Consider the following 24500-nt stretch of genomic DNA (forward strand, 5'->3'; position numbering starts at 1 on the left):
GCGGAACGCGGAAGTGCCGTGCCCCGGGCGGTGGTTCCACCCCGGGCACGGCGGCCGACGGATGTCTCACTGCTGCTGCCCGGACTCCGCGTCCCGGGCGGCGATGATGGCGGCGATGGCCTCCGCGACGAAGGTCTCCGCCTCGGACTTGTCCACCTTCAGTCCGGCGAGCACGCCCTGGCCGTTCTCGAACTCCAGCAGCGCGAGCAGGATGTGCTCGGTGCCGACGTAGTTGTGGCCGAGCTTGAGCGCCTCGCGGAAGGTCAGCTCGATCACCTTCTTGCCCTGCGCGTCGTACGGGATCAGCGCCGGGATCGCCTGCTCGACGGCGGCCGGCAGGGCGGCGGTGGCCGCCGTCCGGACGGCCTCCGGGGTGACGCCCTGGGCGGCGAGCGCCTTGAGGCCGATGCCCTCGGGCTCGGTGAGCAGGCCGAGCAGGATGTGCTCGGCGGTGATCTCGGGGTTGGCCGCCTTCCTGGCCTCCTCCTGCGAGGCCACGATGACCTTGCGGGCCCGCGGCGTGAACCGGGCGAAGCCCTGCTCGGGATCGAGGTCGGCCGTGGTGCCCGGGCCCTTGGAGACGAAGCGCTTCTGGGCGGCCTGCTTGCTGACGCCCATGCTGCGGCCGATGTCGGTCCAGGAGGCGCCGGAGCGGCGGGCCTGGTCCACGAAGTGGCCGATCAGGTGGTCGGCGAGGTCGCCGAGGTGGTCGGCGGCGATGACCGCGTCGGAGAGCTGGTCGAGCGCGTCGGTGTGGACCTTCTTGATCGCGGCGATCAGGTCGTCGAGGCGCAGCGGAGTGGTGTTGGGAACAACGGGATTCTCCATGCGTCAACCGTAGGTTGTCGATCCGAGGATCGTCAACCATCAGTTGACGCTTACCCGTGGGTAGTTTGTTCTCGTTTCCGTCGAACGCTCCCGACGCCTTACGCGAGGGGCAGCAGCCGGTCCCGGACGGCGGCGATCCGGGCGGGCGTGACCCCTGCCGCGAGCAGGTAGCCCGCCGGGTCGAGGCCGTCGAGCGTGGCCTCCAGGGCGGCCTCGGCGGTGGCCCCGGCCTCGGCTAGCACCGCGTCGATCCGGCGGTACGGGTCCGGCAGGCCGAGCATCCCGTACAGCGGGCGGACGTTTGGGCCGCTCAGCAGGTAGTCCTCGGTGATCGCGGTCCGGTCGACCCCGGTCAGGGCGAGCAGCAGCAGGGCGGCCAGGCCGGTGCGGTCGCGGCCGGCGCCGCAGTGCACCACCAGCCCGCCGGGCCGGGCGTCGGCGATCGCGGTGACCAGCGCGGCGGCGGCGTGCGGGCAGTGCTCCAGGTAGGGGCGGAAGACCAGCGGGGTGCCGTCCAGCCGGCCGTGGGCCTCCCACCAGGCGGGGCCGGCCAGTTCGTCCAGCGGGACGCGGACCAGCTCGACGTCCTCGGGGAGCGGGAGGAGCGGCTTGTACTCCTCGGCGTTGCGCAGGTCGACCACGGTGCGGACACCGTGGTCGAGGAGGGAGTCCCAGCCCTCGCGGGTGAGGCGGTCCAGGTTGTCCGCCCGGGCTATCGCACCACGGGCGGTCAGCCGGCCGGAGGCGGTGGGCAGCCCGCCCAGGTCGCGAACGTTCAGGCAGCCGTCCCAGACGAGGGTGCGGTCCTCGGTGGTGGTCAGCGCGTCGGTCCGCATGGTGGGGCTCCCCGTTTCCTCGGTCGGGGGTCCGTTACCCCCTCGTTATAAGGACTCCCGGGAGATCCCGATGGTTCCTGACTGTTCGAACGGTCGAAACCGGCAGTTCAGCCAGTGGCCCGAGTGGGACTCAGGCGGCGGTCGGGGCCTCGGTCTCGGCCTCGACCAGCTTCTCGATCGGCTCGACCGCGATCTGGCCGAGCAGCGAACCGCCCACGATCGCGCCGATCATGAACACGGTGGACAGCCAGGCCATGGTCGAGACCGGCAGGGTGAAGGCGCCGACCACCCGGGCCGCGCACTCGGCCAGCAGGGCGGTGCCCCAGATGCCGGCGAACACCCGCTCGTGGCGGCGGAAGGCCCGCGAGGCGGCCGCCCGGCCCTCGACCAGCCGCTGCCAGGCGGCGGCGCGGTCCCGGTTGCCCTTGGTGACGAAGGGCATCAGCATCGGGGTCATCACCGGCCGGCCGATCAGCGCCGAGGCCAGGATCGTCAGCGCCACGGTGCCGCTCAGCAGGCCGTCCTTGGCGATCATCATCCGGGCGTCGCCGGTGACGAAGGTGAGCCCCAGGCCGGCCAGGTTGACCACCAGCATCAGCGAGGCCCACAGGTTGAGCTTGCGCTCGCGCAGCAGGCCGAGGACGGTCCGGCCGGCCGAGAAGGCGCTGCTCCAGGCCAGCGCGGCGAACTCGCTCAGGCCGCAGACCGAGTGCAGCAGGTAGTACCCGGCCAGCGGGGCGACCACGTCGAGGGCGAGCGGGCGGAGGCCGGAGACCAGCGGGTTGCCCGCCTTGGCGGCCTGGGCGGGAGCGGCGGTGGCGGCGGTGGCGGTCTGGCTGCTCATGGTGGGTTCCTCCCCCGACTGGTGACTGCGGGCCGCTGCCCGCGTCGTGCCTCCAGTCTTTCCGTCCGACCCTCCGTCAGAGCAGTGCCGTCTGTTCCGGGATCCGCATGACAGTTGTCACTGCGCGGCCCATGACACACCCGTTGACCTGCTCATTCGGCAGCGAACGTCCACAGCTCCCGGCCGGGGCGCGGTCCGCCTCGACGCGGCGCCACAGCTCCGGCGGACCGTAGTCGCGCACCGCGGTCTGCCCTGTGTCGTGCGGCCCCCGCCCTGGCCCCTGGTCGGGCACCAGGACTACGGGCGCGGTCGCGGCCCGAGTCGATTCGCATACCGACAACCTGGGCGGGGGCGGCATCCTGGGGTCGCAGGCGAACGACAGCCGTCGACGGGACCTTGGCCCCGACCGGTCCGGTCCTTCGACCGGAGCCGACCTGTTCGCCCGGATGGCGCATCATGTGGCGGGTGCAGAGTGCAGAACGCCCCGGAGCGGGCACCGGCAGCCCCCTCGGCCGGTCCGGACCAGTACCACCACCGGGCGGGGCCCCCGCTCCCACCGACCTGACCGAGGCGGTACGCGCCGCACAGGAGGGGGACGAACAGGCGTTCCGGCTGTTGTTCCGGACCGTCCAGCCGGGCCTGCTGCGCTACCTGAGAGTGCTGGTCGGCGGACGGCCGGAGGACGTGCAGGACGCCGAGGACATCGCCTCCGAGACCTGGCTGCAGATCGCCCGCGACCTGCGCGGCTTCTCCGGCGACGGGGACGGCTTCCGCGGCTGGGCCGCCACCATCGCCCGCAACCGCGCGATGGACCACCTGCGCGCCCGCCGCCGCCGCCCGGTCGCCGACCTGCCGTTCGAGTACCTGGTCGAGCTGGCCGGCGGGGACGACACCGCGCGCTCCGCGCTCACCTCGGTCGGCACCGCCGACGCGCTGGCGCTGATCTCCCGGCTGCCGCGCGACCAGGCCGAGGCGGTCCTGCTCAGAGTGGTCATGGAACTGGACGCCGAGAGCGCCGCCCAGGTGCTCGGCAAGCGGGCCGGCACCGTCCGGATGGCCGCCCACCGGGGGCTGCGGCGGCTGGCCAAGCTGCTGGAGCAGCCCTTCGCCTCCGGCGTCGGTATTCCGGCCGCGAAGGAGCCCGCGGAGGAAGCCGCCGGAAGACCCGCGAAAAAAAGTTCTCCGCAGGGTGTGACAGAACGCCGGGCCGCGACGCTGAAGGACATGAGATGAGCACCAACCGACCCCGTCGGATCGACCGTGATGCCGCCGAGCAGCTGCTCGGCGGTGCCGTGGGCGGCCCGTCGGCCGGGCAGGACGCCTCGCTCACCGGACCGGACGGTCCCGGGCAGCTCGCCCGGGTACTGGCCGCGGCCGCCGCCCCGGCGACGGCAGCGGAACTGGCCGGGGAGGAGGCCGCGCTGGCCGCGTTCCGGGAGGCGAGTCTCACGCCCGACCCCGTAGTGACCCCCGTCCGGAGACGATCGATGGCAACCGCCGCGCTGGCCAGGGCCTTCAGCACGAAGGCCGCTGCCGCCATGCTCGGCGCCACCGCGCTGTGCGGGGTCGCGGTCGCCGCCGGCACCGGAAACCTGCCGTCCGCCCTCGGCGGCGGCTCGACCGAGCCGGAGCACGCGGTGGCCACCTCGGGCAGCCCGGCCGACTCCACCCGCGGCGCCACCGGCAGCACCGCCTCCGGCAGCACCGCCTCCGGCTCCGCCGCCCCCAGCGGATCCGCCCGGCCGTCCACCGGCACCCCGGCCGACCCACGGCACGGCGTCGCCCCGTCCGCCCCCGCCTCACCCGGCGGACACACCGACCACCCCGCCCCGCCCGCCGCGCTGGTCCCGCTCTGCCAGGGCTTCGCGGACCGTACGGACAAGGGCGAGCGCCCCCGCCAGGTGGCCGCCGACCCGCTCTTCGCCCAGCTGATCGCGGCGGCCGGCGGAGCGGACGGCGTGTCGGACTTCTGCGACGGCACCCCCGGCCGCCCGAACGGCGACCACCAGGGCACCACCGGACAGCCGAGCCCGCCCGGTCGCGGCGGCAAGGGCAACACGAACGGCAACACGAACGGCAACACCAACGGTGAGGACACCAACGGCGGCAGCGGCGCCAAGCCCGGCAAGGGCGGCGTGACCGTCCCGACCCCACCGGCTGTACCCACCCTGCCGGACGCCCGTCCGAGCAGAACCGGCCCCCCCGAGGACGAGCAGTCGGCCCGGAGATGACCCCCAGAACTCCGGGTGGGCGGCGAGCGACTCCCCCCGGGCTCGCCGCCCATCCGGACCGCACCACCCCGCAGTAACCGCAGGACGCACAACCACCCGAACCCCGGGTGGCCGGTCGGCTCCCCCGTGCCAGCCGTCCACCCGGCCGGCCCCGGCCGGACCGGAAGGCGCTCTCCCCGGACGCGCCCCGGCCCGGCCGGCCCGGAACGTGCGGCCCGCCCGCCCGCAGTCAGGGCGGGCCGCACCCCGATCCGGCGGTCGGGGGACCGCTGCCCGGTCCCCCGGCCGCCACCCCCCGTCCCCCACTCCAAGGCGGCTATCGTGCACAGGTGCACGAGGCACCCCGGAACCCCGGGCCGCCGCACGTGAGGGGAGTTCCAGGTGATCGGACGGGCGCTGAACGGGCGTTACGAACTCGTCGAGATGCTCGGCGTCGGCGGCATGGCCACCGTCTGGCGCGGCGTCGACCGCGTGTTGGGCCGTCAGGTGGCCGTCAAGGTCCTCAACGGCGGCCTCGCCGACGACCCCCGCTTCGCCGAGCGCTTCAGCCGCGAGGCGCAGCACGCCGCCATGCTGGTCCACCCGAGGATCGTCATGGTCTTCGACTCGGGCGTGGACCAGGGCACCCCGTTCATCGTCATGGAGCTGGTCCAGGGCCGTTCGCTGGCCGCCGTTCTGGTCCAGGAGCCGAACCTGCCGGTGGAGCGCGCGGTCGGCATCGCGGCGGCGGTGTGCGAGGCGCTGGCGGTCGCGCACGCGGCCGGGCTGGTGCACCGGGACATCAAGCCCGGGAACATCATGATCACGGACGACGGCGGCGTGAAGGTGGTGGACTTCGGCATCGCCAGGGCCGGTTCGTCCAGCAACCTGACCCAGACCGCGAGCGTGCTCGGTACGGCCGCCTACCTCTCGCCCGAGCAGGCCACCGCCTCCGCCCTGGACGGCCGCACCGACATCTACGCCGTCGGCTGCGTGCTGACCGAGATGCTCACCGGCGAGACCCCGTTCACGGCCGAGTCCCCGGTGGCGATCGCCTTCAAGCACGTGAGTGAGCAGCCCCTGCCGCCGTCCGCCCGGCGCCCCGGCCTGCCGCCGGCCCTGGACGCCGTGGTGTTGCGCCTGCTGGCCAAGGACCCGGCCCACCGCCCGGCCGACGCCACCGCGGCGCGGGCCGAACTGCTCTCCACCGTTCCGGGCCTGGCCGTCGGCGACCCGACCGCCGAACTGCTCGCCACCACCTCGGCGGCCACCCAGCTGCTGCCGCCGGTGGCCCCGGTCCACCCGGACCAGCAGCACACCACCCTGCTCCCGTCGCAGGCGCCGCAGCACCCGGTGCCGGCCGCGACCTCCGTGATGGCACCGGTCCAGGCCATGCCGCACACCGCGCAGCCCGCACCCGCCCGGAACCGCCGCAACAAGCCCCTCGTCCTCGGCGCCCTGGGCATAGCCGGTCTGGCCGGGGTCACCGCCCTGGTGCTGACCGCCTTCGACGAGCCGGCCGGAAACGCCGCCGCCACCAAGGCACCCCCGGCCGCCGTCTCCGCCGCCCCCACCACCCCGGCCGCGGCCCCGACGACCGGCGCCCCCGCCCCGGCCGCCACCTCCGCCGCTTCCACCACCCCGACGGCGATCCCAGCACCCACCCAGGCCGTCCCGCGCAACCAGCCCGCAGAGGTGCAGCTGCAGTCGTTCCGTCAGGCCGTCGCCCAGGCGCAGATCACCAAGGAGCGCGACCGTCAGACGGAGCTGCTGCGGATCCTCGACGACACCGCGGCCCGGCTCAACGAGGGCAATCCGGACGACGCCGCGCAGCAGCTCAGGAGCGCCCAGAAGACGATCAAGGACCTGGGCAAGAAGCACGCCATCGACGTCCCCACCTACGCCAACTGGAACGCCCGCCTGTCCGCGCTCTACGCCACCCTCCACACCACCGCCAACTTCCAGGACGACTGAGCCGCTGCATCCCTGAGCCCGTTCGTCCGTCCACAGCCTGTGGACAGCCGGGAAGCCACACGCACGGACACACGCAGACGGACGGACCCTCACGACCGCCGCTGCGCCCGGCTCTCGACGCCTGCTCGCATGGTTCGCGACATCGTCCCGGCCGCCGAGGCGAGGAACACGAAGTTGTAGCCGATCTGCAGGACCACCAGCAGCCGCGGCGCCTGCCCGGCCGGGACGATGTCCCCGTAGCCGACGGTGGCCAGCGTGACGACGGTGAAGTAGAGCGCGTCGAGCCGGGTGTGCAGCCCGTTGAAATCGCCCGGCCGGGCGGCGATGACGTAGTAGCTGGCCGCGAAGACCGTCATCGCGAGGAAGATCAGGAAGGCCAGCCAGGCGACCGGGCGGCGCGCCCGGCCCGCCAGCACCGCCATGATCTTCGCCAGCAGCAGTCCGCTCAGCCCGACGAGCGCACCCGTGAACACCAGCCAGCTGAGCACCGGGCGTTGGTAGCCGAGGGCGCGCAGCGGCAGCGTGAAGTACGCGAGCATCAGCGCGGTGCAGGCGCCCAGCAGCCAGAGGGAGGCCGCCGGGTCGGGGTGCGACGGGTTCCGGGACATGTCCTGCCCAGCCTGACCCGATGGACCGTCGGCCGCCCGTCGGCCTCCTCCATACGGGGGTCCGGCCCCGGAACGGCGTCGAGCCCCGGGTGGAAGATCCACCAGGGGCTCGACGGGGAGTCCGGACGACTCAGGCGGTCGTCTCGGTGTGCTTGGTCTCGGCGGCCTTGGTCACGTTGGTCGGCGTGACGGCCGGGCGGTCGGCGCCCTGCTGGGGGGTGGCCGTGCTCTGTGCGGTGCCGGCGTCCGCCGGGGTGTCCTCCTCGCGCATCGCCTTGGTCTCCGCCTTCAGGATGCGCATCGACTTGCCCAGGCCGCGGGCCATCTCCGGCAGCTTCTTCGATCCGAACAGCAGGACTACGACCGCCAGCACCACCAAGATGTGCCAGGGCTCAAGACCGTTCCGCAGCATCCCTGGCCACCGGTCCCTTCTTGTCTAGAGTCACGGGTGGGCGCGAGCGCCCATGCTCGCCAGTATGCCTGGACCTGACGGCGAACGGATACACCGGCCGGGAAACGCTGGCCGAAAACCAGGTGCTGTGCGAGCGGATCGTGAACGACAGGGCCCCACCGGGGTGCCCGTTCACACCCCGCACCACGGCCGGTGCGATCAGTGGACGAACGGCACCAGCCGCTTGGACTCCTTCCGGTACTCCGCGTACGCCGGGCCGAAGGAGGCCAGCAGCAGCCGCTCCTCAGCGGCCGCGCTGTCCTCGCGGCGTCGCAGCAGCAGCTCGTAGGCGGTCCAGCACCGGTGTCCACCCCGGGTGGACGGCGCCCGGGGCGTGTCCGACCCGCCCTACGGCCGACCCGCTACGGCCGCCGCGCCAGCAGGTAGCCGCGCCGGGTGTCGGCCTCCTCGGGCAGGCCCTCCCGCTCCAGCCGCGCCTCGACGGCGAAGCCGGCCTCGGTGAGGCGGGCGGCGACGGCGTCGGTCTCCAGGAAGTGGAAGTCCACGTCGACCCGGTGTCCCCACCACTCGTCCAGCCGCCGCACCTCCGTGCCCAGGTGGAAGGAGACCAGCAGCACCCCGCCGGGCCGCAGCACCCGCCGCACCTCGGTGAACGCGGGCAGCAGTTCGTCCGGTTCCAGGTGGATCACCGAGTACAGCGCCACGGCGGCCGCGAACTCCCCGTCGGCGGCGGGAAGCGCCAGCAGGTCGCCGGTGCGGAACTCGGCCCCGGGATGCTCGCGTCCGGCCAGTTCGACCATCCGCGGCGAGAGGTCGATCCCGACCACCCGCGCGCCCCGTCCGGCCAGCCACCCGGCCACGTGCCCCGGCCCGCACCCCAGGTCCGCCACCACCCCGTCGGCCGCCTCCTCCACGACCGCCCCCAGCAACGCCCGGTCCACCGCCTTGTGCGCCAGCTCACCCCCGATCCGCTCCAGGTACTCCTCCGCCACCGTGTCGTAACTCCCGCGCACCCGCCCGTGACCGTTCACCATGTCCCCACCCTGGCACGCCCGCCCGCCCCCGCTCCGGGTCTTTCCGAATCCCGGTCCGGGCCCGGCCCGCACGGCGGAGAGCCCCCGCCCGGGTGGGCGGGGGCTCTCGATGACTCGCGTGGATCGGGGCCGTGGACGGGTCAGGCGGCGACGGGCTCCCGCTCCGGGGCCGGAGCCGGGGTGGCGGCGGGGAGGTGGCGCAGGAGGCGGTGGGCCAGGAGGGCGGCGCCGAGGGCGAAGACCAGGCCGACGACGGCGGCGACGTGCAGGCCGTCGGTGAAGGCGCCGCGGGCGGTCTCCAGCAGGTCCGGGCCGAGCCGTCCGGGCAGGTGGGCGGCGACGGAGACGGCGCCGCCGAGGGTGTCCTGCGCGGTGTGGGCGGCCGCGCCGTCGACACCCGCCGGGAGGGCGCCGTCCAGCTGGTGGCGGTAGACCGCGGCGCCCGCAGCGCCCAGCAGGGCGATGCCGAGGGAGCTGCCGAGTTCGACGGCGGTCTCGGAGGTGGCGGAGGCGGCGCCGGCCTGCTCGGCCGGGGCGGCGGTGACGACCATCTCGGCGGTCATCGTCATGGTGCCGACGGTGCCCGCGGCCAGGACGCCCGCCGCGGTGAGGATGAGCGCCAGCGGCGAGTGGGGGCCGACCTGGGTCATCATCGCGAAGCCGGCCGCGCCGACCACGAAGCCGCCGCCCATCAGGGCCGCCGGGCGGACCTTGCCGGCCAGCGCCGAGCTGATCCCGATCGCCGCGCCGACGCCGACGCTCGGCACCAGCGACCAGAGCGAGGCGGTGAACGGGCTCATGCCCTTGACCAGCTGCAGGTACTGCGAGGTGAAGAGGGCGAAGCCCATCATCGCGAACATCGCGAGGGTGTTGACGCTGATCGCCCCGCTGAAGGTGCGGATCCGGAACAGGCCCAGGTCGATCAGCGGGTTCGCCGCGGTGCGCTGGCGCCACCCGAACGCACCGGCCAGCAGCAGGCCGGCCGCGGCGGCGAGGGCGGGCAGCGGGCTCCAGCCGTCCACGGCGAGCGTCTTGACGCCGTAGACCAGCGGCAGGATCGCGGCGAGCGAGAGCGCGGCGCCGGGCAGGTCGAAGCGGCCGGTGCGGGCGGCGGTGCGGTACTCGGGCAGCAGGACGGGCGCGGTCAGCAGCACCAGGACCATCACCGGGACGGCCACCAGGAAGGCCGAGCCCCACCAGTAGTGGTCGAGCAGCAGTCCGCCCGCGACCGGGCCGAGGGTGGCCCCGGCGGTGAGCACGCCGCCCCAGGCGCCGAGCGCGATCTGCCGCTGCTTGGCGTCGTGGAAGGTGTTGCGGATCAGCGCGAGGGTCGAGGGCATCACGGTGGCCCCGGCGGCGCCGAGCAGGGCGCGGGCGGCGATCAGCTGTTCGGCGCTGCCGGACCAGGCGGCCAGCAGGGAGGCCACGGTGAAGCCCGCGGCGCCGATCATCAGCAGTCGGCGGCGGCCGATCCGGTCGCCCAGCGCGCCCATCGTGATGAGCAGCCCGGCCAGCAGGAACGAGTACACGTCCATGATCCACAGCTGTTGGGTGCCGCTGGGCGCCAGCTCGGTGGAGATGTACGGGACGGCGAAGAACAGCACGCCCATGTCCATGGACAGGACGAGCGTCGGGAGCAGGAGGACGGCCAGGCCGATCCATTCGCGACGGCCTGCGCGGCCGGTGGTTGCGGTCATGGGAAGGACAGTACGGGCGTGTCAGACGCTTGTCTAGTACGTATGTGTAAAACGTTAGTCCGAGACATCCGTGCAAGACATCTGTGCAGTCCTTCCGTAGGATTCAGGACATGGGAAACCGCGAAGACCTGATGGCCGGTGCCAAGCGCTGCCTGTACGAGAAGGGCTACGGACGCACCACGGCCCGCGACATCGCGACCGCCTCGGGCGTCAGCCTGGCCGCGATCGGCTACCACTTCGGCTCGAAGGACGCGCTGCTCAACGCCGCGATGATCGAGGCGATCGGCGAGATGGGTGAGGCCCTGGGGGCGGTGGTGTACGGCGCCAACCAGGTGTCGGACGATCCGGAGGTGCGCTTCGCGGCGGTCTGGGACGGCCTCCGGGACGTCTTCGTCGAGCACCGCGGGCTCTGGGCGGCCCAGTTCGAGGCCCTCGCCCAGGCCGGGCACAACCCCGAGCTGGCGCAGGCCTTCGAGGAGGTGCAGAAGGAGGGCCGGCTCGGCCTCGCCGCGGTGTTCCAGGGGGTGACCGAGGTGCCGGACACCGACGAGGAGCTCGCCCGCGGCGCCTTCTACCAGATCCTGCTGGCCGGCTACGTCGCCCAGTGGCTGGCCGCGCCCGAACTGGCTCCGAACGGGCAGGAGTTCCTGCGCGGGCTCCGGCTGGTCAGCGGCAGCGTGCTGGGGGCCGGCACTACGCGGTGACCGCCGTCAGCAGCACCACCGAGTCGACGTGGGCCAGCAGCCCGTGCCGCTCCTGCGGGACGGGCTCCAGCTCGCCGACGGAGAGCTCCAGCCGGCGCCCGGCGATGGTCAACGAGACCCGGCCGCGCAGCACCTGGACGCTCCCGGCGGTGGGCGGGGTGTGCTCGTCCAGCGCGGTGCCCGCGGTCATCGCGATCACGGTCTGCCGCAGCATCCCGTCGTGCAGCACCAGGTGGGCGCTGCGCCCGTGCGGACTCTCGGCCGCGCGGGCGGCGTGCTCCACGGCGAGCCGTTCGAGATCGGGCATCACGCCGCCTCCTCCTCAAGCCGGGGGTGCCCAGGCCGTGTGCCCAGGCTGGCGGACGCACCGGCGACGCGCACCCGGAGAGCCCCGGAGCGGGCCACCCGAGGTGCAGCCGCCGCCGACTGCCCGCATCGTGGAGGCATGGCGACCAACCAGAGGATCTTCAACGGGTTCCAGGTCAACCGCTCGCTGCTGGTCGGCGGCGTGGCACTGACCGGCATCGGATCGGTGCTCGGCGCGGCCGGGGCGGCGCTGGTGTGCGCGGCGCTGTTCAGCGCGGGCCGCAGCTGGGTGCGCGGCCTGGAGACACCGCCGACCGCGCTCGCCCAGCGGGCCCTGCACGAGGCGAGGGTGGCCTCCGCGGCCGGCTGGGAGGCCTGGCGGGCGGAGCACGGTTCACCCAACTGAGCCGACCGGGCGCGCCCGTGCGGACGGACGCGGCGGGCCGCCATGGGGGTGCGGCCCGCCGCAGCTTGACGCGGCCGTGACGCGCTCACAGCCCCAGCGACTTGGCGATGATGCTGCGCATGACCTCGCTGGTGCCGCCGTAGATCCGGAACACCCGGTTGTCGGTGTAGAGCCGGGCGATCGGGTACTCCAGGATGTAGCCGTAACCACCGTGCAGCTGCAGGCACTTGTCGATGACGGTGGAGGCCGACTCGGTGCAGAACAGCTTCGCCGCGGCCGCGTCCGCGACGGTCAGCTCGCCGTCCTGGTAGAGCTCCAGCGCGCGGTCCACCATCGACTGCTGCGCCAGCACCTGCGCCTGGCAGTCGGCCAGGGTGAACTTGGTGTTCTGGAACTCGGCCACCGCCTTGCCGAACACCTTGCGGTCCTTGACGTACTGCACCGCGAACCGCACCGCCGCCGCGGCCGCCGCGTACGCGCCGACGGCGATCGCCAGCCGCTCCTGCACCAGGTTGTGGGTCAGGTAGGAGAAGGCCCGGCCCTCCTCGCCGAGCAGGTTCTCCACCGGGACCTTGACGTCGCTGAACGCCAACTCCGCGGTGTCCGAGGTGCGCAGGCCGATCTTCTGCAGCTTGCGGCCGACCGAGTAGCCCGGCGAGGTGGTGTCCACGCACAGGATGGACAGCCCGGCCCGGCGGTTCTCCGGGTCGTACGGCGTGGTGCGGCAGACCACCAGGACGAGGTCGGCCAGCACGCCGCCGGTGATGAAGGTCTTGGCACCGTTCAGGACGTAGTGGGTGCCGTCCTCGGAGAGCCGGGCGGTGGTGGAGATGCCCGCGAGGTCGGAGCCGGCGCCCGGCTCGGTCATCGCGATCGCGGTCATGATGTCGCCGGAGACGAAGCCGGGCAGCCAGCGTTGCTTCTGCTCCTCGTCGGCGTACTCCAGCAGGTACGGCAGCACCAGCCCGGTGTGCACGCCGGAGGAGCCGAAGCTCACGCCCGCCCGGGCGGTCTCCTCGGCGATCACCGCCTGGTACTTGAACCCGCTCTCACCCGCGCCGCCGTACTCCTCCGGCACCTCGATGCCGTAGACGCCGAGTGCGCCGAGCTGGCGGTAGAAGTCGCGGGGCGGGTGGCCGTCGGCCTCCCAGCTCTCGTAGACCGGGACGACCTCGTTGGCGATGAAGTCCCGGATGGTCTCCCGGAAGGCCTCGTGGTCCTCGTTGAACACGGTGCGGCGCACGGCGGCGCTCCCTTCGACGGTGCCGGCCGGCGGGCCGGCGGAGGCGGAACGTGCCAGGTGGTGGCCCGACAAGTTAATCCCGGGTAGCCTCGACTGTCCAGCATTCCGGCGCCGGGGAAGGGGCCTGGGGAACGGGCCGGGAGGAGTCGTTCGGCGAGGCCGCGAAGTGAATCCTTGCTAGCCTTCGGGCGGGTTACGGACGAACGCGAGGGAGGCCCGCCATGGTGGTCCGACGGCCGCCCGGCCGACGCGCCCAGATCCTCGCCGTGGCCGCCGACCGCTTCCACCGCAGCGGCTACCACCAGGTCTCGATGACCGAGGTCGCCGCCGGGGTGGGCATCACCGCGCCCGCCCTCTACCGGCACTTCCGCGGCAAGCCCGAACTGCTCGACCGCGCCGTCCGGTTGGGCCTGGACGCGCTCGCCGACGGCCTGCGCGCGGCCGGCACCACCGCCGAACTCGGCGCCGCACTGGCCGCGGTGGCGGTCGGCCACCGCCCGCTCGGCACCCTGGTGCAGCGCGACGCCCGGCTGCTGCCGCCCGCTCGCCGGGCCGAGCTGCGCCGTGAACTCCGTGCGGACGTCGCCCTGATGGCTGCGGTGCTGCGCGCCGAACGGCCCGAACTGTCGGCTGCCGACGCGGAGTTGCTCTGCTGGTCGGCGCTCTCCGGCTGCGCCGGGCTGTCCTACCAGTCGGCCGCGCCGCAGCCCCGCCGGGCCGAGGCGCTGCTGCGCGAAATGGTCGCGGCCGTCCTCGCGGTGTCCCTGGACGGCACGGCCGCCGGGCCCGGTGCCGTAGCGGTGCCGCAGCCGAGGCCGCAGGCGCGCCGGGAGGAACTGCTCGCGGCGGCCGTCCGGCTGTTCCACCAGCGCGGCTTCGACAACGTCAGCACCGACCAACTCGGCGCCGCCGTCGGCATCTCCGGCCCCAGCGTGTACCGGCACTTCGACAGCAAGGCCCACCTGCTGGCCGCCTCCCTGGTGCGCAGCCGGGAGCGGCTCTGGCACGAGGTGGACGGCGCGATCGCGACCGCCGCCGGGCCGCGGGCGGCGCTGGCGGCCGGGCTCGGCGCGTACGTCGACTTCGCGCTGCGCAACGGCGACTACCTGGGCGCGATGCTCAGCGAGACCGAGCGGCTGGACCCGCCGGACCGCCGGGTCGCGGTGGACTTCCGGCGCGACTTCCTGCGCACCTGGGTCGGCCTGCTGCGGCAGGTGCGCCCGGAGGACGACGCGGTGGCCGCCCGGATCCGGGTGCACGCGCTGTTCTCGCTGGTCAACGACGGGGTGCGGAACCCTCCGCACAGCGCCAGGCCGGACCTCGGCGACTGCCTGCGGCGGCTGGGGCGGGCGGTGCTGGGGGTGCGGGAGTAACGCGCGGGCCGAGGCCCGGCCCCGAGTCGACGGGGCGGGCACCCGGCCCGGAACGGGAGGACGGCCTAGTAGAGGACGTGCGGGTAGTAGACCCGGGCGTCGAAGTTCCCGTTGCCCTGCAGGGCGCCGATGTTGCCGCCGTTGCCGGTCACGGCGAGGCCGTTGTTCTGGTTGCTCGCACCCGAACCGGTGGCGGTCTGCTGGGTGTTGACCACGTTGCCGGTGACCGTGCCGATGACGTTGCCGGAACCGACGTTGCTCACGACGCTGCTGTTGGAGTGGTCGTTCGCGCCGGCGCCGTTGTCGGCGTGCGCGGTGGCGGCACCGACGCCGACGAGGAGGAAGGCCCCGAGGGCGGTGACGGCGGTGGCTGCGCGAATACGGGACACGCTGGTCTCCCTGGACTGGAAGTGCGAATGTGGCGCGATCCGGAGTGGCCGCCCCGGAGCGCCGTTGCCTGACGTCGCATGATCAGCATTCACCAGCGCCGTGGACGAACTCCACCATACGGGTGGCAATTCCCTCGATCGTGGGGAATCGGTCAATTGGAGTTGACCAGAATCCGTCATTTCGGCAGGGCGGGCTGATGCATAGAAAGAAATGGTCGACAGATTGTCGCACTGGCACACTGGGGACCCATGTCTGAAGGTGCCACGACCGAGCCCACCCCCGCCGAGGACCTGCGCACCACCGAGGTCGACCTCGGCGGCCTGGTGAACGTCCTCGCCACCCATCTCTACTCCACCCCGCTGGTCGCCCTGCGCGAACTCGTCCAGAACGCCCACGACTCCCACACCCGCCGGCTCCTGGAGGACCCGGACGGCGAGCACCGTCCGCTGATCCGGGTGCGCGCCGACGCCGCGCGGCGGACCGTCGCCATCGAGGACACCGGGGCCGGCCTCACCGAACCGGAGATCCACGCCTACCTCGCCACCGTCGGCACCGGCTACACCCGGATGCTGCGCGAACTCACCGGCAACCAGGAGCTGATCGGCGCCTTCGGCCTGGGCTTCCTCTCCGCCTTCTCGGTCGCCGACGAGGTGACCGTCACCACCACCTCGCACCGCGAGCCGCAGCTCGGCCACCGCTACCGCAGCCGCGGCGGCGAGCACTACCAGGTCGAGCCGGTGCCCGCCCGTCCGCAACCCGGCACCGTGGTCGAGCTGGCCCTCAAGCCCGAGCACGCCCACCTCGCCGACGAGCACGCGCTGCGCGAAGTCCTCGCCCGCTACTGCGTGTTGCTGCCCATCCCGGTCTTCGTCGGTGAGGACGAGCAGCCCGTCAACTCGGTCCAGGTGCCCTGGCGCCGGCCGGTGCCGGGGGACCAGTACGCCGCCCGGATGCGCTTCGCCACCGCCTTCGGCCGCCGCTTCGAACCGCTCACCGCCTTCCCCGTGCCGCCCGTCCAGGGGGAAGGGGCCGACGACGGCGCCACCGACGCGGTCGGCCTGCTCTGGGTCCAGGACGGCGGCACCTACGGCAGCAGCGACAACCGCGACCTCGCCGTCTACCTGCGCGGCATGCTGCTCGCCGAGGACGCCCGCGACCTGCTGCCCAGCTGGGCCGGGTTCATCGGCGGAGTGATCGAGTCCAACCGGCTCACCCCCACCGCCAGCCGCGAGGACCTCCAGCGCGACGAGCACTACCGCGCGCTGCAGCAGGCCCTCACCGACGCCATCGTGGACGGCCTGTACGAGACGGCCCGGCTGCGGCCGGCCGCCTGGCGCCGGATCCTCACCCGGCACGGTCAGGACCTGCTCGGCGCCGCGCTCTGCGACGAGCGGCTGTTCACCCTGCTCGCCGACGACGTCCCGGTGCCCACCTCGCAGGGCGACCTCACCGCGGGCGGGCTGCGGGCGGCCGGCGGGGGAGCCGTGCACGTCGCGCTCGGCAGCGGCGGCGGCTTCGAGGAGATGCTGTACCGGGCGATGCGGGTGCCGATCGCCCGCGGCGAGCGCTACGCCGTGCTGCCGTTCCTGCGCCGCTACGCCCAGCTGCGCGGCTGTCGGCTGGTCGAGTTGGGCAGCGAGCAGGGCAACCGCGAACTGTTCCGCGACCCGGAGCGCCCGCTGCCGCCCGAGGAGTCGGCCTGGCTGTCCGGCGCCCTCGCCGACCGGGGCGAGCAGCTCGTCCCGGCCCGCTTCGACCCGCCCGGCCTGCCGCTGGTCCTGGTGCCGGACCGCGAGGCCGAACTGAAGGCCCGGATCGAGGACGACCAGGCCGACGCCCGGATCCCCTCCGCCGCGCTGCGGCTGGCCCGGGCGTTCACCGCCCGCACCGACGGCGAGGTCAGGGCCCGGCTGTACCTCAACCTGGCCTGCCCGGCCGTCCAGGACCTGCTCGTCGCCTACCGGGCCGGGCACACCGGCAGCGCCACTGCGGCCGGGCTGCTCCGCTCGCTCAAGGTGATCATGGCGGCGGCCTCGACCGGCCCCGCCGAGGGGGACCTCGGCGTCGCGCTGGCCGGCATCGGCACCGCCGTCTCCGCCCTGACCGCCGCCGTCCCGGCCGGCCTCCCGGACGTCCCGGACAGCCCCGGCGACCTCCGGGACCAGGCGTGACGGACCGCCCGGCGGGCGGACTGTCAGTGGCCCGCGGTAGACAACTCATCAGCACGACGCAGGGGGAACGGACATGACCACCGACATCTGGGCCTGGGTGCGCGACACCCACCAGCAGCTGCACGCGGCCGGCCACGGGCGGCTGGCCGACGCCATGTACGAGCTGCCCGAGCACGCCACCGAGGGGCGCAACGAGCAGCTCGACGCGGTCTACCCGGAGGCCGTCGCCTCCGCGCGGGCCCTCGGCCTGCCCTGGGTCGAGGTCTACCTGCGGCACTGGCGGATGCAGAACCTGCTGAACAAGCGCCAGCAGGGCGAGTCCGTCCTGCCCGAGGTGGTCGACCTGCTGGACTTCGCGCACCGGGAGGAGACGGCTGGCTGCCCCCAGTCCGTCTGCGTGGTGCAGGACTTCGCGATCTGCCACGCCCGGGTCGACGGCCCCGGCTACGTGCGGGAGCGCCTTGAGGTGGTCGGCGAGACGCTGGACCGGATCGAGCCCGGCCGCGCCTGCTTCGACTGCCTCTCCCGCGAGTACTCCGACGCCCTGGAGGACGACGGCCGGCCCGCCGACGCGCTCGCCCACCTGGACACCGCCGCCGCCCGGATGCGGACCGCGGGCCAGCAGGTCTCGCTCCGCTTCCACCGGGCCCGGGCCGGCACCCTGCACCTGCTGGGCCGGCACGAGGAGGTGCTCACCCTGCTGGACACCGCCGACCAGGCGGCCAGGGCCCGGGGTGAGAAGCTCGACGAGAGCGACCGGCGCTCGGGCGCCCTGCAGCGGGCCCGCGCGCTCGCCTCGCTCGGGCGCACCGAGGAGGCGCTCGCCCTGCTGCCCGAGCGGGCCGAGGCCGAGCGGCACGCCGACCTGCGCCAGAGCTGGACGGAGACGGTCGAGCTGCTGATCGCGGCCGGCGCCTGGGAGAACGACGCCGAGCTGGGCGCTGTGCTGGCCGGCTGGGTCGGCTACCTGGACGGCACCGGTTCGCACCGCCCGTGCGTGGACCTGCTGCTGGCGGCCGGTCGGCTGGCGCTCGCCCGCGGCGCCCGTACGGTGGCGCTCACGCTCGCGGCCACCGGGGAGCGTAAGCTCACCCGGTTGCGTCGCACCGCCGGCGTGGCCGAGCAGGTCGCCGCCCTGCGCGCGGCCGCCGAAGCACTGCCGGTGCCCGAGCTGCCCGTCCCGCCCGGCGAACTGACGGCGTACCTGGCCGAGGCCCGGGTGCCCTTCGAGACCGGCGCCGACCTGCTCTCCGTCGCCCTGGGCCGGTACCGGGGTGAGCAGGCCGGCGCCACCGACCTGGCCGTGCTGCTGGCCAACGTGCTCGGCGGCCTCGGCCACGCCCGGGCCGCCGTCGACCTGCTGTGGCAGCGGCTGGACGCCGACCCGGGCAGCCAGGAGCTGACCGGCACGCTCGGCCAGGCCCTGATCGAGGCCCGGGACGCCGAGGGCGTGCGCCGCCTCGCCGACCGGCTGGCCGCGACCAGCCCGGCCGACGGGCACTGGATACGCGCCCGCTGGGCCGCCGCCGAGGAGCGCTGGGCCGAGGTGCTGGAGCAGTGCGAGGCGATCCTGGCGCTGGAGGCGAGCCGGATCAACACCCGCCGGCTGGCCGCGGCCGCCGCCACCGAGCTGGGCGACCACGCCACGGCGCAGCGCCTCTACCAGGAGCTGCTGGAGCACGCCCTGCCCGCCGAGGAGGCGGGGGAGGAGGAGCTCCACCGGACGGTCCAGGAGCCCGACCTCTGGCACCTGATCACCGCGGCCAGCGCCAACCGGGACTGGGCCGTGGTCCGCTCCGCCGGCGCGCGGATCGGCATCGAGTTCGACGAGCCCGAGGGCCCGGTGGACGAGGAGTGGCAGCTGATCAGCGTCCGCGCCACCCGCACCAACGGCACCAAGGCCGACCTGCCCGCCGTCCGGACGGGCCCGGCCACCGCCCGGATCCTGCCGGTGCTGGGCGCGGACCTGACGCTCAACCACGGCGACGTGGTGGTCTTCGCCCCGGCCCTGCTGGAGCGCCCGCCGGCCGAGGACGCCGCCGAGGAGGAGCGGGAGAACTGGCGCCCCACCTTCGGGCTGCTGACCCTGCTCGACCCGGCCGGCTACACCACCTACTGGATCGACGGCGTCCGGCCCGGGGCCGAGGCCTGGGTCGGGTTCCGGGACGAACTGCGGGCGGCCGGCTACGCGCTCTGGGTGTACAGCGGGGAGCAGTACCGGCTCTCGGACCCGGAGCGGGAGGACGGCGACCTGCCCGGCGTCTACGCCGCCCTCGGCGTCCCGCCGACCGCCTCGGCCGAGCACGCCGACGCGCTGCTGCACGAGCTCACGGCCGGCTGGGAGCACCCGGTGACCTGGCTCGACCTGGCCGACGCGGCGGGGGCGGACCTCCGCCGGCACACGGAGATCATCGAGCGCTACGACATCTGAGCCGTCCGGTTCCCCGGCCCGGTGCGGTCGGCGGGCCCCGCGCGGAGCCGGTCCCCTTCGTCCAGGACAACGTCGAGGCCATCCTGGTCGGCATCGTGCTGGTCCCGGTGGTCCCGGTGGCGGTCGAACCGCTCCGGGCCCGCCGCTCCGGAGCGGAGCCCGCCGCCAGCCACCGCGCCGGGTAGGCGCCCGGGGCCGCCGCGGCGGGACGTCGCGTACATGTGCGTCCAGCTGTTCGATCAGGCAAGGTGTAACCCGAGATCGAACGGTGGCCGGCGGCCACCAGGGGCGGCAAGGAGCGGAAGTGCCTAAGCGGGGCCGACCGGGTGCGGGCAAGCGGGCGAGGGGAGGCCGGGCGGTCCGCCAGGTGGGGCAGACACCGCCCAAGCCGGTGCACCCCGCCGAGGCGCCGCCCACCGAGGGCCTGCTCGGCCACCCCGCTCCGCCCGTCGAGCCCACCATCGAGGTGCCGTTCGCCCCGCCCGTCCCGGAGACCAGGGGCCTGCTGGCCCCCGAGCCGGAGCCGCAGGCCGAGCCGCGGCCCGAGCCGTCGCAGCCGCCGCTGGAGCCGCACCCCGAGCTGACCGTCGACCTGCGCCCCCGGGACGCGGTCCCCGGGCGCCCGGCCTCCGAGCGCCCGGCCTCCGAGCGCCCGGCCCGCCGTCGTTCGGTCGCCGAGGACACCCTCACCCCCGAGGAGTGGCGCGCGGCCGGCTACACCCCGCCCACCGGCATCCCGCTCCCCGAGCTGACCACCGGCGCCCCCGGCGAGGTGCCCTGGCCGGACCGGATGCGCACCCTGCTGCGCACCCCGATGTCCGAGCGCCCCGCCTTCGAGCGGACCGCCCGCGAGATGCACCCCTCCGCGGGCGCCGCCCGCAACGTCCCGCGCATCCTCGACCTGACGCTGCGCATCGGCGAACTGCTGCTGGCCAGCGGCGAGGCCGCCGAGGACGTCGAGGCGGCGATGCTCGGCATCGCGCACGCCTACCGGCTGGACCGCTGCGAGCCGCAGGTGACCTTCACCCTGATCGGGATCTCGCACCAGCCCTCGCTGGTCGAGCCGCCGGTCACCGCCGACCGCGTGGTGCGCCGCCGGACCTCCGACTACACCCGGCTGAACGCGGTCTACCAGCTGGTGGCCGACATCACCGCGGAGAAGGTGACGGTCAACGACGCCTACCGCCGACTGGCCCTGATCCGCCGCAACCGGCACCCGTACCCGGCGTGGCTGCTCGCCCTGACCACCGGTCTGCTGGCCGGCGCGGCGACCTTCCTGGTCGGCGGGCGGATCGACGACAAGGCCTGGCTGGTCTTCGCCAGCGCCTTCATCGCGGCCGTCCTCGGTGACCGGCTGGCCTCCGCGCTGGCCCGCCGTCGGCTGCCGGAGTTCTACCAGTTCGTGGCGGCCGCGATGCCGGCCGCCGCGTCCGGGATCATCCTGTCCTTCAACGACTGGGGCCTGCGCGGCTCGGTGGTGATCACCGGTGGCCTGTTCGCCCTGCTGCCCGGGCGCGCCCTGGTCGCCGCCGTCCAGGACGGCCTGACCGGCTTCTACATCACCGCCGCGGCCCGGCTGCTGGAAGTGATCTACCTGGTCGCGGGCATCGTGATCGGCGTGATCATGATCCTCTACCTGGGCGTCGGCTTCGAGGCGAGGCTCAAGCCGGACGAGAGCCTGGTGGGCATCAGCTACCCGCCCGTCCAGATGGTCGCCGCGATGCTGCTCACCCTGGCCTTCGCGATGCTGCTGCAGACCGACCGCCGCACCCTCGCGCTGGTCACCGTCAACAGCGGCATCGGCTGGGCCAGCTACGGCGCGCTGGTCTACAACGCGCACGTCAATCCGATCGCGGCGACCGGGGTGGCGGCCGGCCTGGTCGGCCTGTTCGGCCAGCTGATGGCGCGCTACCGCAACGGCTCGGCGCTGCCGTACGTGACCGCCGCGATCGGCCCGCTGATGCCGGGTTCGGCGCTCTACCTCGGGATGCTCGCCTTCGCCCAGGGCCACTCCAGCACCGGTCTGGTCTCGGTCTTCCGGGCGGCGGCGATCGCGATGGCGCTGGCGGTCGGGGTGAACCTCGGTGGCGAGATCGCCCGGCTGTTCCTGAAACTGCCGGTGGGAGCCGAGCTGCCCTCGCTCTACCCGGCGGTGCCGCGCCGGGCGGCCAAGCGCACCCGGGGATTCTGACCGGGGGCCGGGCCCCGGACCCGGTGACGGGAACGCCGGGATCCGTGTCGGACCGGTATTGGGCCGGTATTGGGCCGGTATTGGCTTCCGGGCCATGTCGCGGCAGGCAGGACGCAGCACCAGGAACGAAGGTAAGACCCATGTCGACACTGCTGGACAGCTACCGCGAGCACATCGTCAACGCGCAAAAGCAACCGCTGTTCCTGCTGCTGATCGGCTTCATCACCTCCTTCGTCTTCATCCGGTTCAGCGTGCGGATGATCCGTGCCCAGGTGCGCTGGTGGCCCGGCAACGTCACCCCCGGCGGCCTGCACATCCACCACATGGTGTTCGGTCTGGGCTTCCTGCTGGTCGGCGGCATGGGGGTGTTCGCCGCCTACGGCACGCCCCCGTGGATCGACTGGTTCGGGCTGCTCTTCGGCATCGGCTGCGGCCTGGTGCTGGACGAGTTCGCGCTGATCCTCCACCTGGACGACGTGTACTGGAGCGAACAGGGCCGCAAGTCGGTGGACGCGGTGATCTTCGGGATCCTGTTCACCGCCCTGCTGCTGATCGGGTACGTGCCGTTCGGCGCGCTGCCCGGCGAGGACACCCGCTGGGGCCTGATCACCGTGATCTCGGTGAACGCGCTGGCCTCGGTGATCACCTTGCTCAAGGGCAAGGTGTGGACCGGTCTGCTCGGGATCATGATCCCCGGCCTGTCCTGGATCGGCGCGGTCCGGCTGGCCCGCCCGAGCAGCCCGTGGGCCCGCTGGCGGTACACCACGCGCTCCCGCCGCCGGGCGCGTGCGCTCCGGCGCGAACGCCTGCTGCACCGGCGGGCGGACCGTGCCCGCACCTGGCTCTTCGACCTGATCGCCGGCGCGCCCGACAAGGTGCCCGCCAACCACCCGGCCGCCCACCGGGTCGCCGAGCGGATGGCCGCCCGGGCCTCCGCCCACCTCGACGCGCACGCCGCCCGGGCGCTGGCCCGCCGCCGGGCGCGGCTGGCCGACCGCCGCTCCGCGGCCGTGGCGGCGGCGCACCCGCCCGTGGCGCACCCGCAACCGGTGGAGGGGGCCGCCGGTAGCGTCCCGGGCCGCTCGGCCGGGGCGCAGCAGCGCCGCCGTACGGTCCGCGCCGGGCGCAACCGGACGTACGGGGTCGGCCCGACCGGGGCGGAGCGCCGACCCGAGCGGCACCCCCACGTGCGGACGAGGACCCGCCGGATCCACCGGTAGTTCGTATGCCCTGTGCGCCTGGCTGGAGTTGATGCCTGGTCGGATCATCGGATGGTCACCCGGCCGGCGGAGCGCGTTCGAGGTGTGAACGGCGCAGGAGTTGAGAACATGGGCGAAGAGTGACCGTTCTGTCACGTGATGGGATGATTCGTCGGAGCTCCCGCCGCCCGCCCGCCGCCCGCCCGCGCGCCGCTCGGCATCCGTCGCCGTCCCCTCCGGACCCGTGAGAAGGGATGTCTCGTGGCGCGCAGGATCCTGCCGACCCTCCTGTTGTCCCTCACCGCTCTGCTCGGGCTGCTCCCCGCGGCCCAGGCCGACCCGGTGGATCCCGACCCGGCGGCCGGCCGGCCACCGGGCGGTCAGCTCTCGGGCGGCCGGTCCCCGGTGGGTCAGCCTCCGGGCGTTCAGTCCCCGGCGGGCCAGGGCCCGTACCCGTCCACCGAGGAGATCGACCGCTCCCGCGCCGAGGCCGACGGCAAGGCCGCCTCCGCGGCCGCGCTGGAGGCCGCGCTCACCGCCGCCCGGGCCGAACTCGACCGGGCCGGCCGCAGCGCCGAACAGGCCGTCGAGGCCTACAACGGTGCCCAGCTCGCGCTCACCCGGGCCCGGGCCGAGGAGACCGCCGCCAACCGGCACGCGGCCGCCGCCGAGGCCGCGCGTTCCGAGGCCGCCGAGGACGCGGCCCGGCTCGCCGCCGAAACGTACCGCCAGGGCGCGGGCGCCGAACTGTCCGCGCTCAACGCCCTGCTCGGCGCCCACGGCCCGCGCGAGGCGGGCGACCGCGCCGCCGTGGTCGGCGTGGTCAGCGAGCGCACCCGGCAGATCCTCGACGCCGCCACCTCCACGGCCGCCGCCGCCCGCAGCGCCTCCGCCGCCGCCCGCACCGCCACCGGGGCCGCCGAGAAGGCCGCCGCCGAGGTCGGCGCGGCCAGGACCAGGGCGCAGCAGCGGCTCGCCGCCCAGCAGGGCGAGGTCGCCGCCGCCGGCCGGCGCCGGGAACAGCTGCTCACCGAGCTGGCCGCCGCCCGGAACACCACCGTCGAGCTGGAGCGCGAGCGCCGCGAGGCACTGGAGGCGATCGCCACCCGGGAGGCGGAGGCGGCCGCCCGCGCCGCCGCCGAGCAGGCCGCCCGGGAGGTCGAAGCGGCCGCGGCGGCTGCTGCTGACGCGGCCAGGGCCCAGGCGCTACCGCCCTCCGCCCACCCCTGGTCGGCGGAGGGCGCGTCCGCCGCCGTCGCCTTCGCCAAGTCCAAGATCGGCCTGCCCTACATCTGGGGCGGCGAGGGGCCGGAGGGCTACGACTGCTCCGGGCTGACCATGATGGCCTGGCGCGAGGGCGGCAAGCAGCTCAACCACTTCGCGGCCGACCAGTACGCCCAGTCCACCCCGATCAGCTACCGCCAACTGCGCCCCGGCGACCTGGTCTTCTGGACCGACACCGGCCGCTCCGCCGACATCCACCACGTCGGCCTCTACATCGGCGACGACCAGATGATCGAGGCCCCGCGGGTCGGCATGCCGGTCAAGCAGGCCAGCCTCTGGATCATGGGCACCCCGGACTACTACGCCCGGCCGTAGCAGGCCGGCGTACTGCGCCCGCGCCTACGGCCGACCGGTCAGCT

21 protein-coding genes are annotated in these 24500 nt (G+C 74.2%); 11 read left to right on the plus strand and 10 right to left on the minus strand.

Features of this window, described 5'->3' with window-relative positions; all coding sequences use genetic code 11:
* Positions 1-66: 66 nt before the first annotated feature.
* The 3 genes from ACIG5E_RS05365 to ACIG5E_RS05375 form a co-directional block, all read right to left on the minus strand.
* Positions 67-828, minus strand: coding sequence for a Clp protease N-terminal domain-containing protein (locus ACIG5E_RS05365; protein WP_396531590.1), 762 nt, complete (start codon positions 826-828; stop codon positions 67-69).
* A gap of 98 nt (positions 829-926) precedes the next feature.
* Positions 927-1664 carry a tyrosine-protein phosphatase gene (locus tag ACIG5E_RS05370; protein WP_396531591.1) on the minus strand — a complete coding sequence of 246 codons (738 nt, stop codon included), beginning with the start codon at positions 1662-1664 and terminating at the stop codon, positions 927-929.
* 130 nt (positions 1665-1794) lie between these two features.
* Positions 1795-2508 (minus strand): VC0807 family protein, encoded by a 714-nt coding sequence (locus tag ACIG5E_RS05375; RefSeq protein ID WP_396531592.1) that lies wholly within the window; start codon positions 2506-2508, stop codon positions 1795-1797.
* Positions 2509-2964: 456 nt separating this feature from the next.
* On the opposite strand from ACIG5E_RS05375, the gene ACIG5E_RS05380 reads away from it, so the two are divergent.
* From ACIG5E_RS05380 to ACIG5E_RS05390, 3 genes are all read left to right on the plus strand, one after another.
* On the plus strand, positions 2965-3741 hold the full coding sequence (locus tag ACIG5E_RS05380) for an RNA polymerase sigma factor (protein WP_396531594.1): 777 nt from the start codon (positions 2965-2967) through the stop codon (positions 3739-3741).
* On the plus strand, positions 3738-4739 hold the full coding sequence (locus tag ACIG5E_RS05385; RefSeq protein WP_396531595.1) for a hypothetical protein: 1002 nt from the start codon (positions 3738-3740) through the stop codon (positions 4737-4739). Before ACIG5E_RS05380 ends, ACIG5E_RS05385 begins: the two co-directional genes overlap by 4 nt.
* Positions 4740-5120: 381 nt before the next feature.
* Entirely contained in the window at positions 5121-6692 is a 1572-nt protein-coding gene (locus ACIG5E_RS05390; RefSeq protein ID WP_396531596.1) for a protein kinase, read from the plus strand.
* Positions 6693-6781: 89 nt separating this feature from the next.
* Here ACIG5E_RS05390 and ACIG5E_RS05395 read toward each other — a convergent pair whose 3' ends face one another.
* The 4 genes from ACIG5E_RS05395 to ACIG5E_RS05410 form a co-directional block, all read right to left on the minus strand.
* Positions 6782-7300, minus strand: coding sequence for a potassium channel family protein (locus ACIG5E_RS05395; protein ID WP_396531597.1), 519 nt, complete (start codon positions 7298-7300; stop codon positions 6782-6784).
* A gap of 130 nt (positions 7301-7430) precedes the next feature.
* Complete coding sequence (gene tatA, locus ACIG5E_RS05400) at positions 7431-7712, minus strand: Sec-independent protein translocase subunit TatA (protein WP_396531598.1); 282 nt, start codon at positions 7710-7712, stop codon at positions 7431-7433.
* Positions 7713-8113: 401 nt separating this feature from the next.
* Positions 8114-8746, minus strand: coding sequence for a methyltransferase domain-containing protein (locus ACIG5E_RS05405; protein ID WP_396531599.1), 633 nt, complete (start codon positions 8744-8746; stop codon positions 8114-8116).
* A 140-nt stretch (positions 8747-8886) separates the two neighbouring features.
* Positions 8887-10443, minus strand: a complete 1557-nt coding sequence (locus ACIG5E_RS05410; RefSeq protein WP_396531600.1) for an MFS transporter — start codon at positions 10441-10443, stop codon at positions 8887-8889.
* Between the two features lie 110 nt (positions 10444-10553).
* On the opposite strand from ACIG5E_RS05410, the gene ACIG5E_RS05415 reads away from it, so the two are divergent.
* Positions 10554-11147: a TetR/AcrR family transcriptional regulator gene (locus ACIG5E_RS05415; protein WP_396531601.1), complete on the plus strand. Its 594-nt coding sequence runs from the start codon at positions 10554-10556 to the stop codon at positions 11145-11147.
* On the opposite strand, the gene ACIG5E_RS05420 is transcribed toward ACIG5E_RS05415, so the two are convergent.
* Entirely contained in the window at positions 11137-11454 is a 318-nt protein-coding gene (locus tag ACIG5E_RS05420) for a cupin (protein WP_396531603.1), read from the minus strand. The two genes, ACIG5E_RS05415 and ACIG5E_RS05420, sit on opposite strands and share 11 nt — an antisense overlap.
* Before the next feature lie 138 nt (positions 11455-11592).
* Between ACIG5E_RS05420 and ACIG5E_RS05425 the strand changes: the two genes are divergently transcribed.
* On the plus strand, positions 11593-11859 hold the full coding sequence (locus tag ACIG5E_RS05425; RefSeq protein ID WP_396531604.1) for a hypothetical protein: 267 nt from the start codon (positions 11593-11595) through the stop codon (positions 11857-11859).
* 85 nt (positions 11860-11944) lie between these two features.
* On the opposite strand, the gene ACIG5E_RS05430 is transcribed toward ACIG5E_RS05425, so the two are convergent.
* A complete protein-coding gene (locus ACIG5E_RS05430; RefSeq protein WP_396531605.1) occupies positions 11945-13102 on the minus strand; it encodes an acyl-CoA dehydrogenase family protein in 1158 nt (385 codons plus the stop codon).
* A gap of 221 nt (positions 13103-13323) precedes the next feature.
* Here ACIG5E_RS05430 and ACIG5E_RS05435 point away from each other — a divergent pair, with 221 nt between their 5' ends.
* Positions 13324-14475 carry a TetR/AcrR family transcriptional regulator gene (locus tag ACIG5E_RS05435; protein ID WP_396531606.1) on the plus strand — a complete coding sequence of 384 codons (1152 nt, stop codon included), beginning with the start codon at positions 13324-13326 and terminating at the stop codon, positions 14473-14475.
* 65 nt (positions 14476-14540) lie between these two features.
* Here ACIG5E_RS05435 and ACIG5E_RS05440 read toward each other — a convergent pair whose 3' ends face one another.
* Positions 14541-14864 (minus strand): hypothetical protein, encoded by a 324-nt coding sequence (locus ACIG5E_RS05440; RefSeq protein WP_396531607.1) that lies wholly within the window; start codon positions 14862-14864, stop codon positions 14541-14543.
* A gap of 249 nt (positions 14865-15113) precedes the next feature.
* Between ACIG5E_RS05440 and ACIG5E_RS05445 the strand changes: the two genes are divergently transcribed.
* The 5 genes from ACIG5E_RS05445 to ACIG5E_RS05465 all read left to right on the plus strand — a co-directional run bounded on the left by ACIG5E_RS05445 (position 15114) and on the right by ACIG5E_RS05465 (position 24456).
* Positions 15114-17036 carry an ATP-binding protein gene (locus ACIG5E_RS05445; protein WP_396531608.1) on the plus strand — a complete coding sequence of 641 codons (1923 nt, stop codon included), beginning with the start codon at positions 15114-15116 and terminating at the stop codon, positions 17034-17036.
* 73 nt (positions 17037-17109) lie between these two features.
* Positions 17110-19467, plus strand: a complete 2358-nt coding sequence (locus ACIG5E_RS05450; RefSeq protein WP_396531610.1) for a hypothetical protein — start codon at positions 17110-17112, stop codon at positions 19465-19467.
* Positions 19468-19891: 424 nt separating this feature from the next.
* Positions 19892-21658, plus strand: a complete 1767-nt coding sequence (locus ACIG5E_RS05455; protein WP_396531899.1) for a threonine/serine exporter family protein — start codon at positions 19892-19894, stop codon at positions 21656-21658.
* Positions 21659-21798: 140 nt separating this feature from the next.
* A complete protein-coding gene (locus ACIG5E_RS05460) occupies positions 21799-22878 on the plus strand; it encodes a hypothetical protein (RefSeq protein WP_396531612.1) in 1080 nt (359 codons plus the stop codon).
* Between the two features lie 240 nt (positions 22879-23118).
* Positions 23119-24456 carry a C40 family peptidase gene (locus tag ACIG5E_RS05465; protein WP_396531614.1) on the plus strand — a complete coding sequence of 446 codons (1338 nt, stop codon included), beginning with the start codon at positions 23119-23121 and terminating at the stop codon, positions 24454-24456.
* Positions 24457-24500: the final 44 nt, after the last annotated feature.

Origin of the sequence: Kitasatospora sp. NPDC053057, from assembly GCF_044546945.1 — a bacterium.
Classification (GTDB): Bacteria; Actinomycetota; Actinomycetes; order Streptomycetales; family Streptomycetaceae; genus Kitasatospora.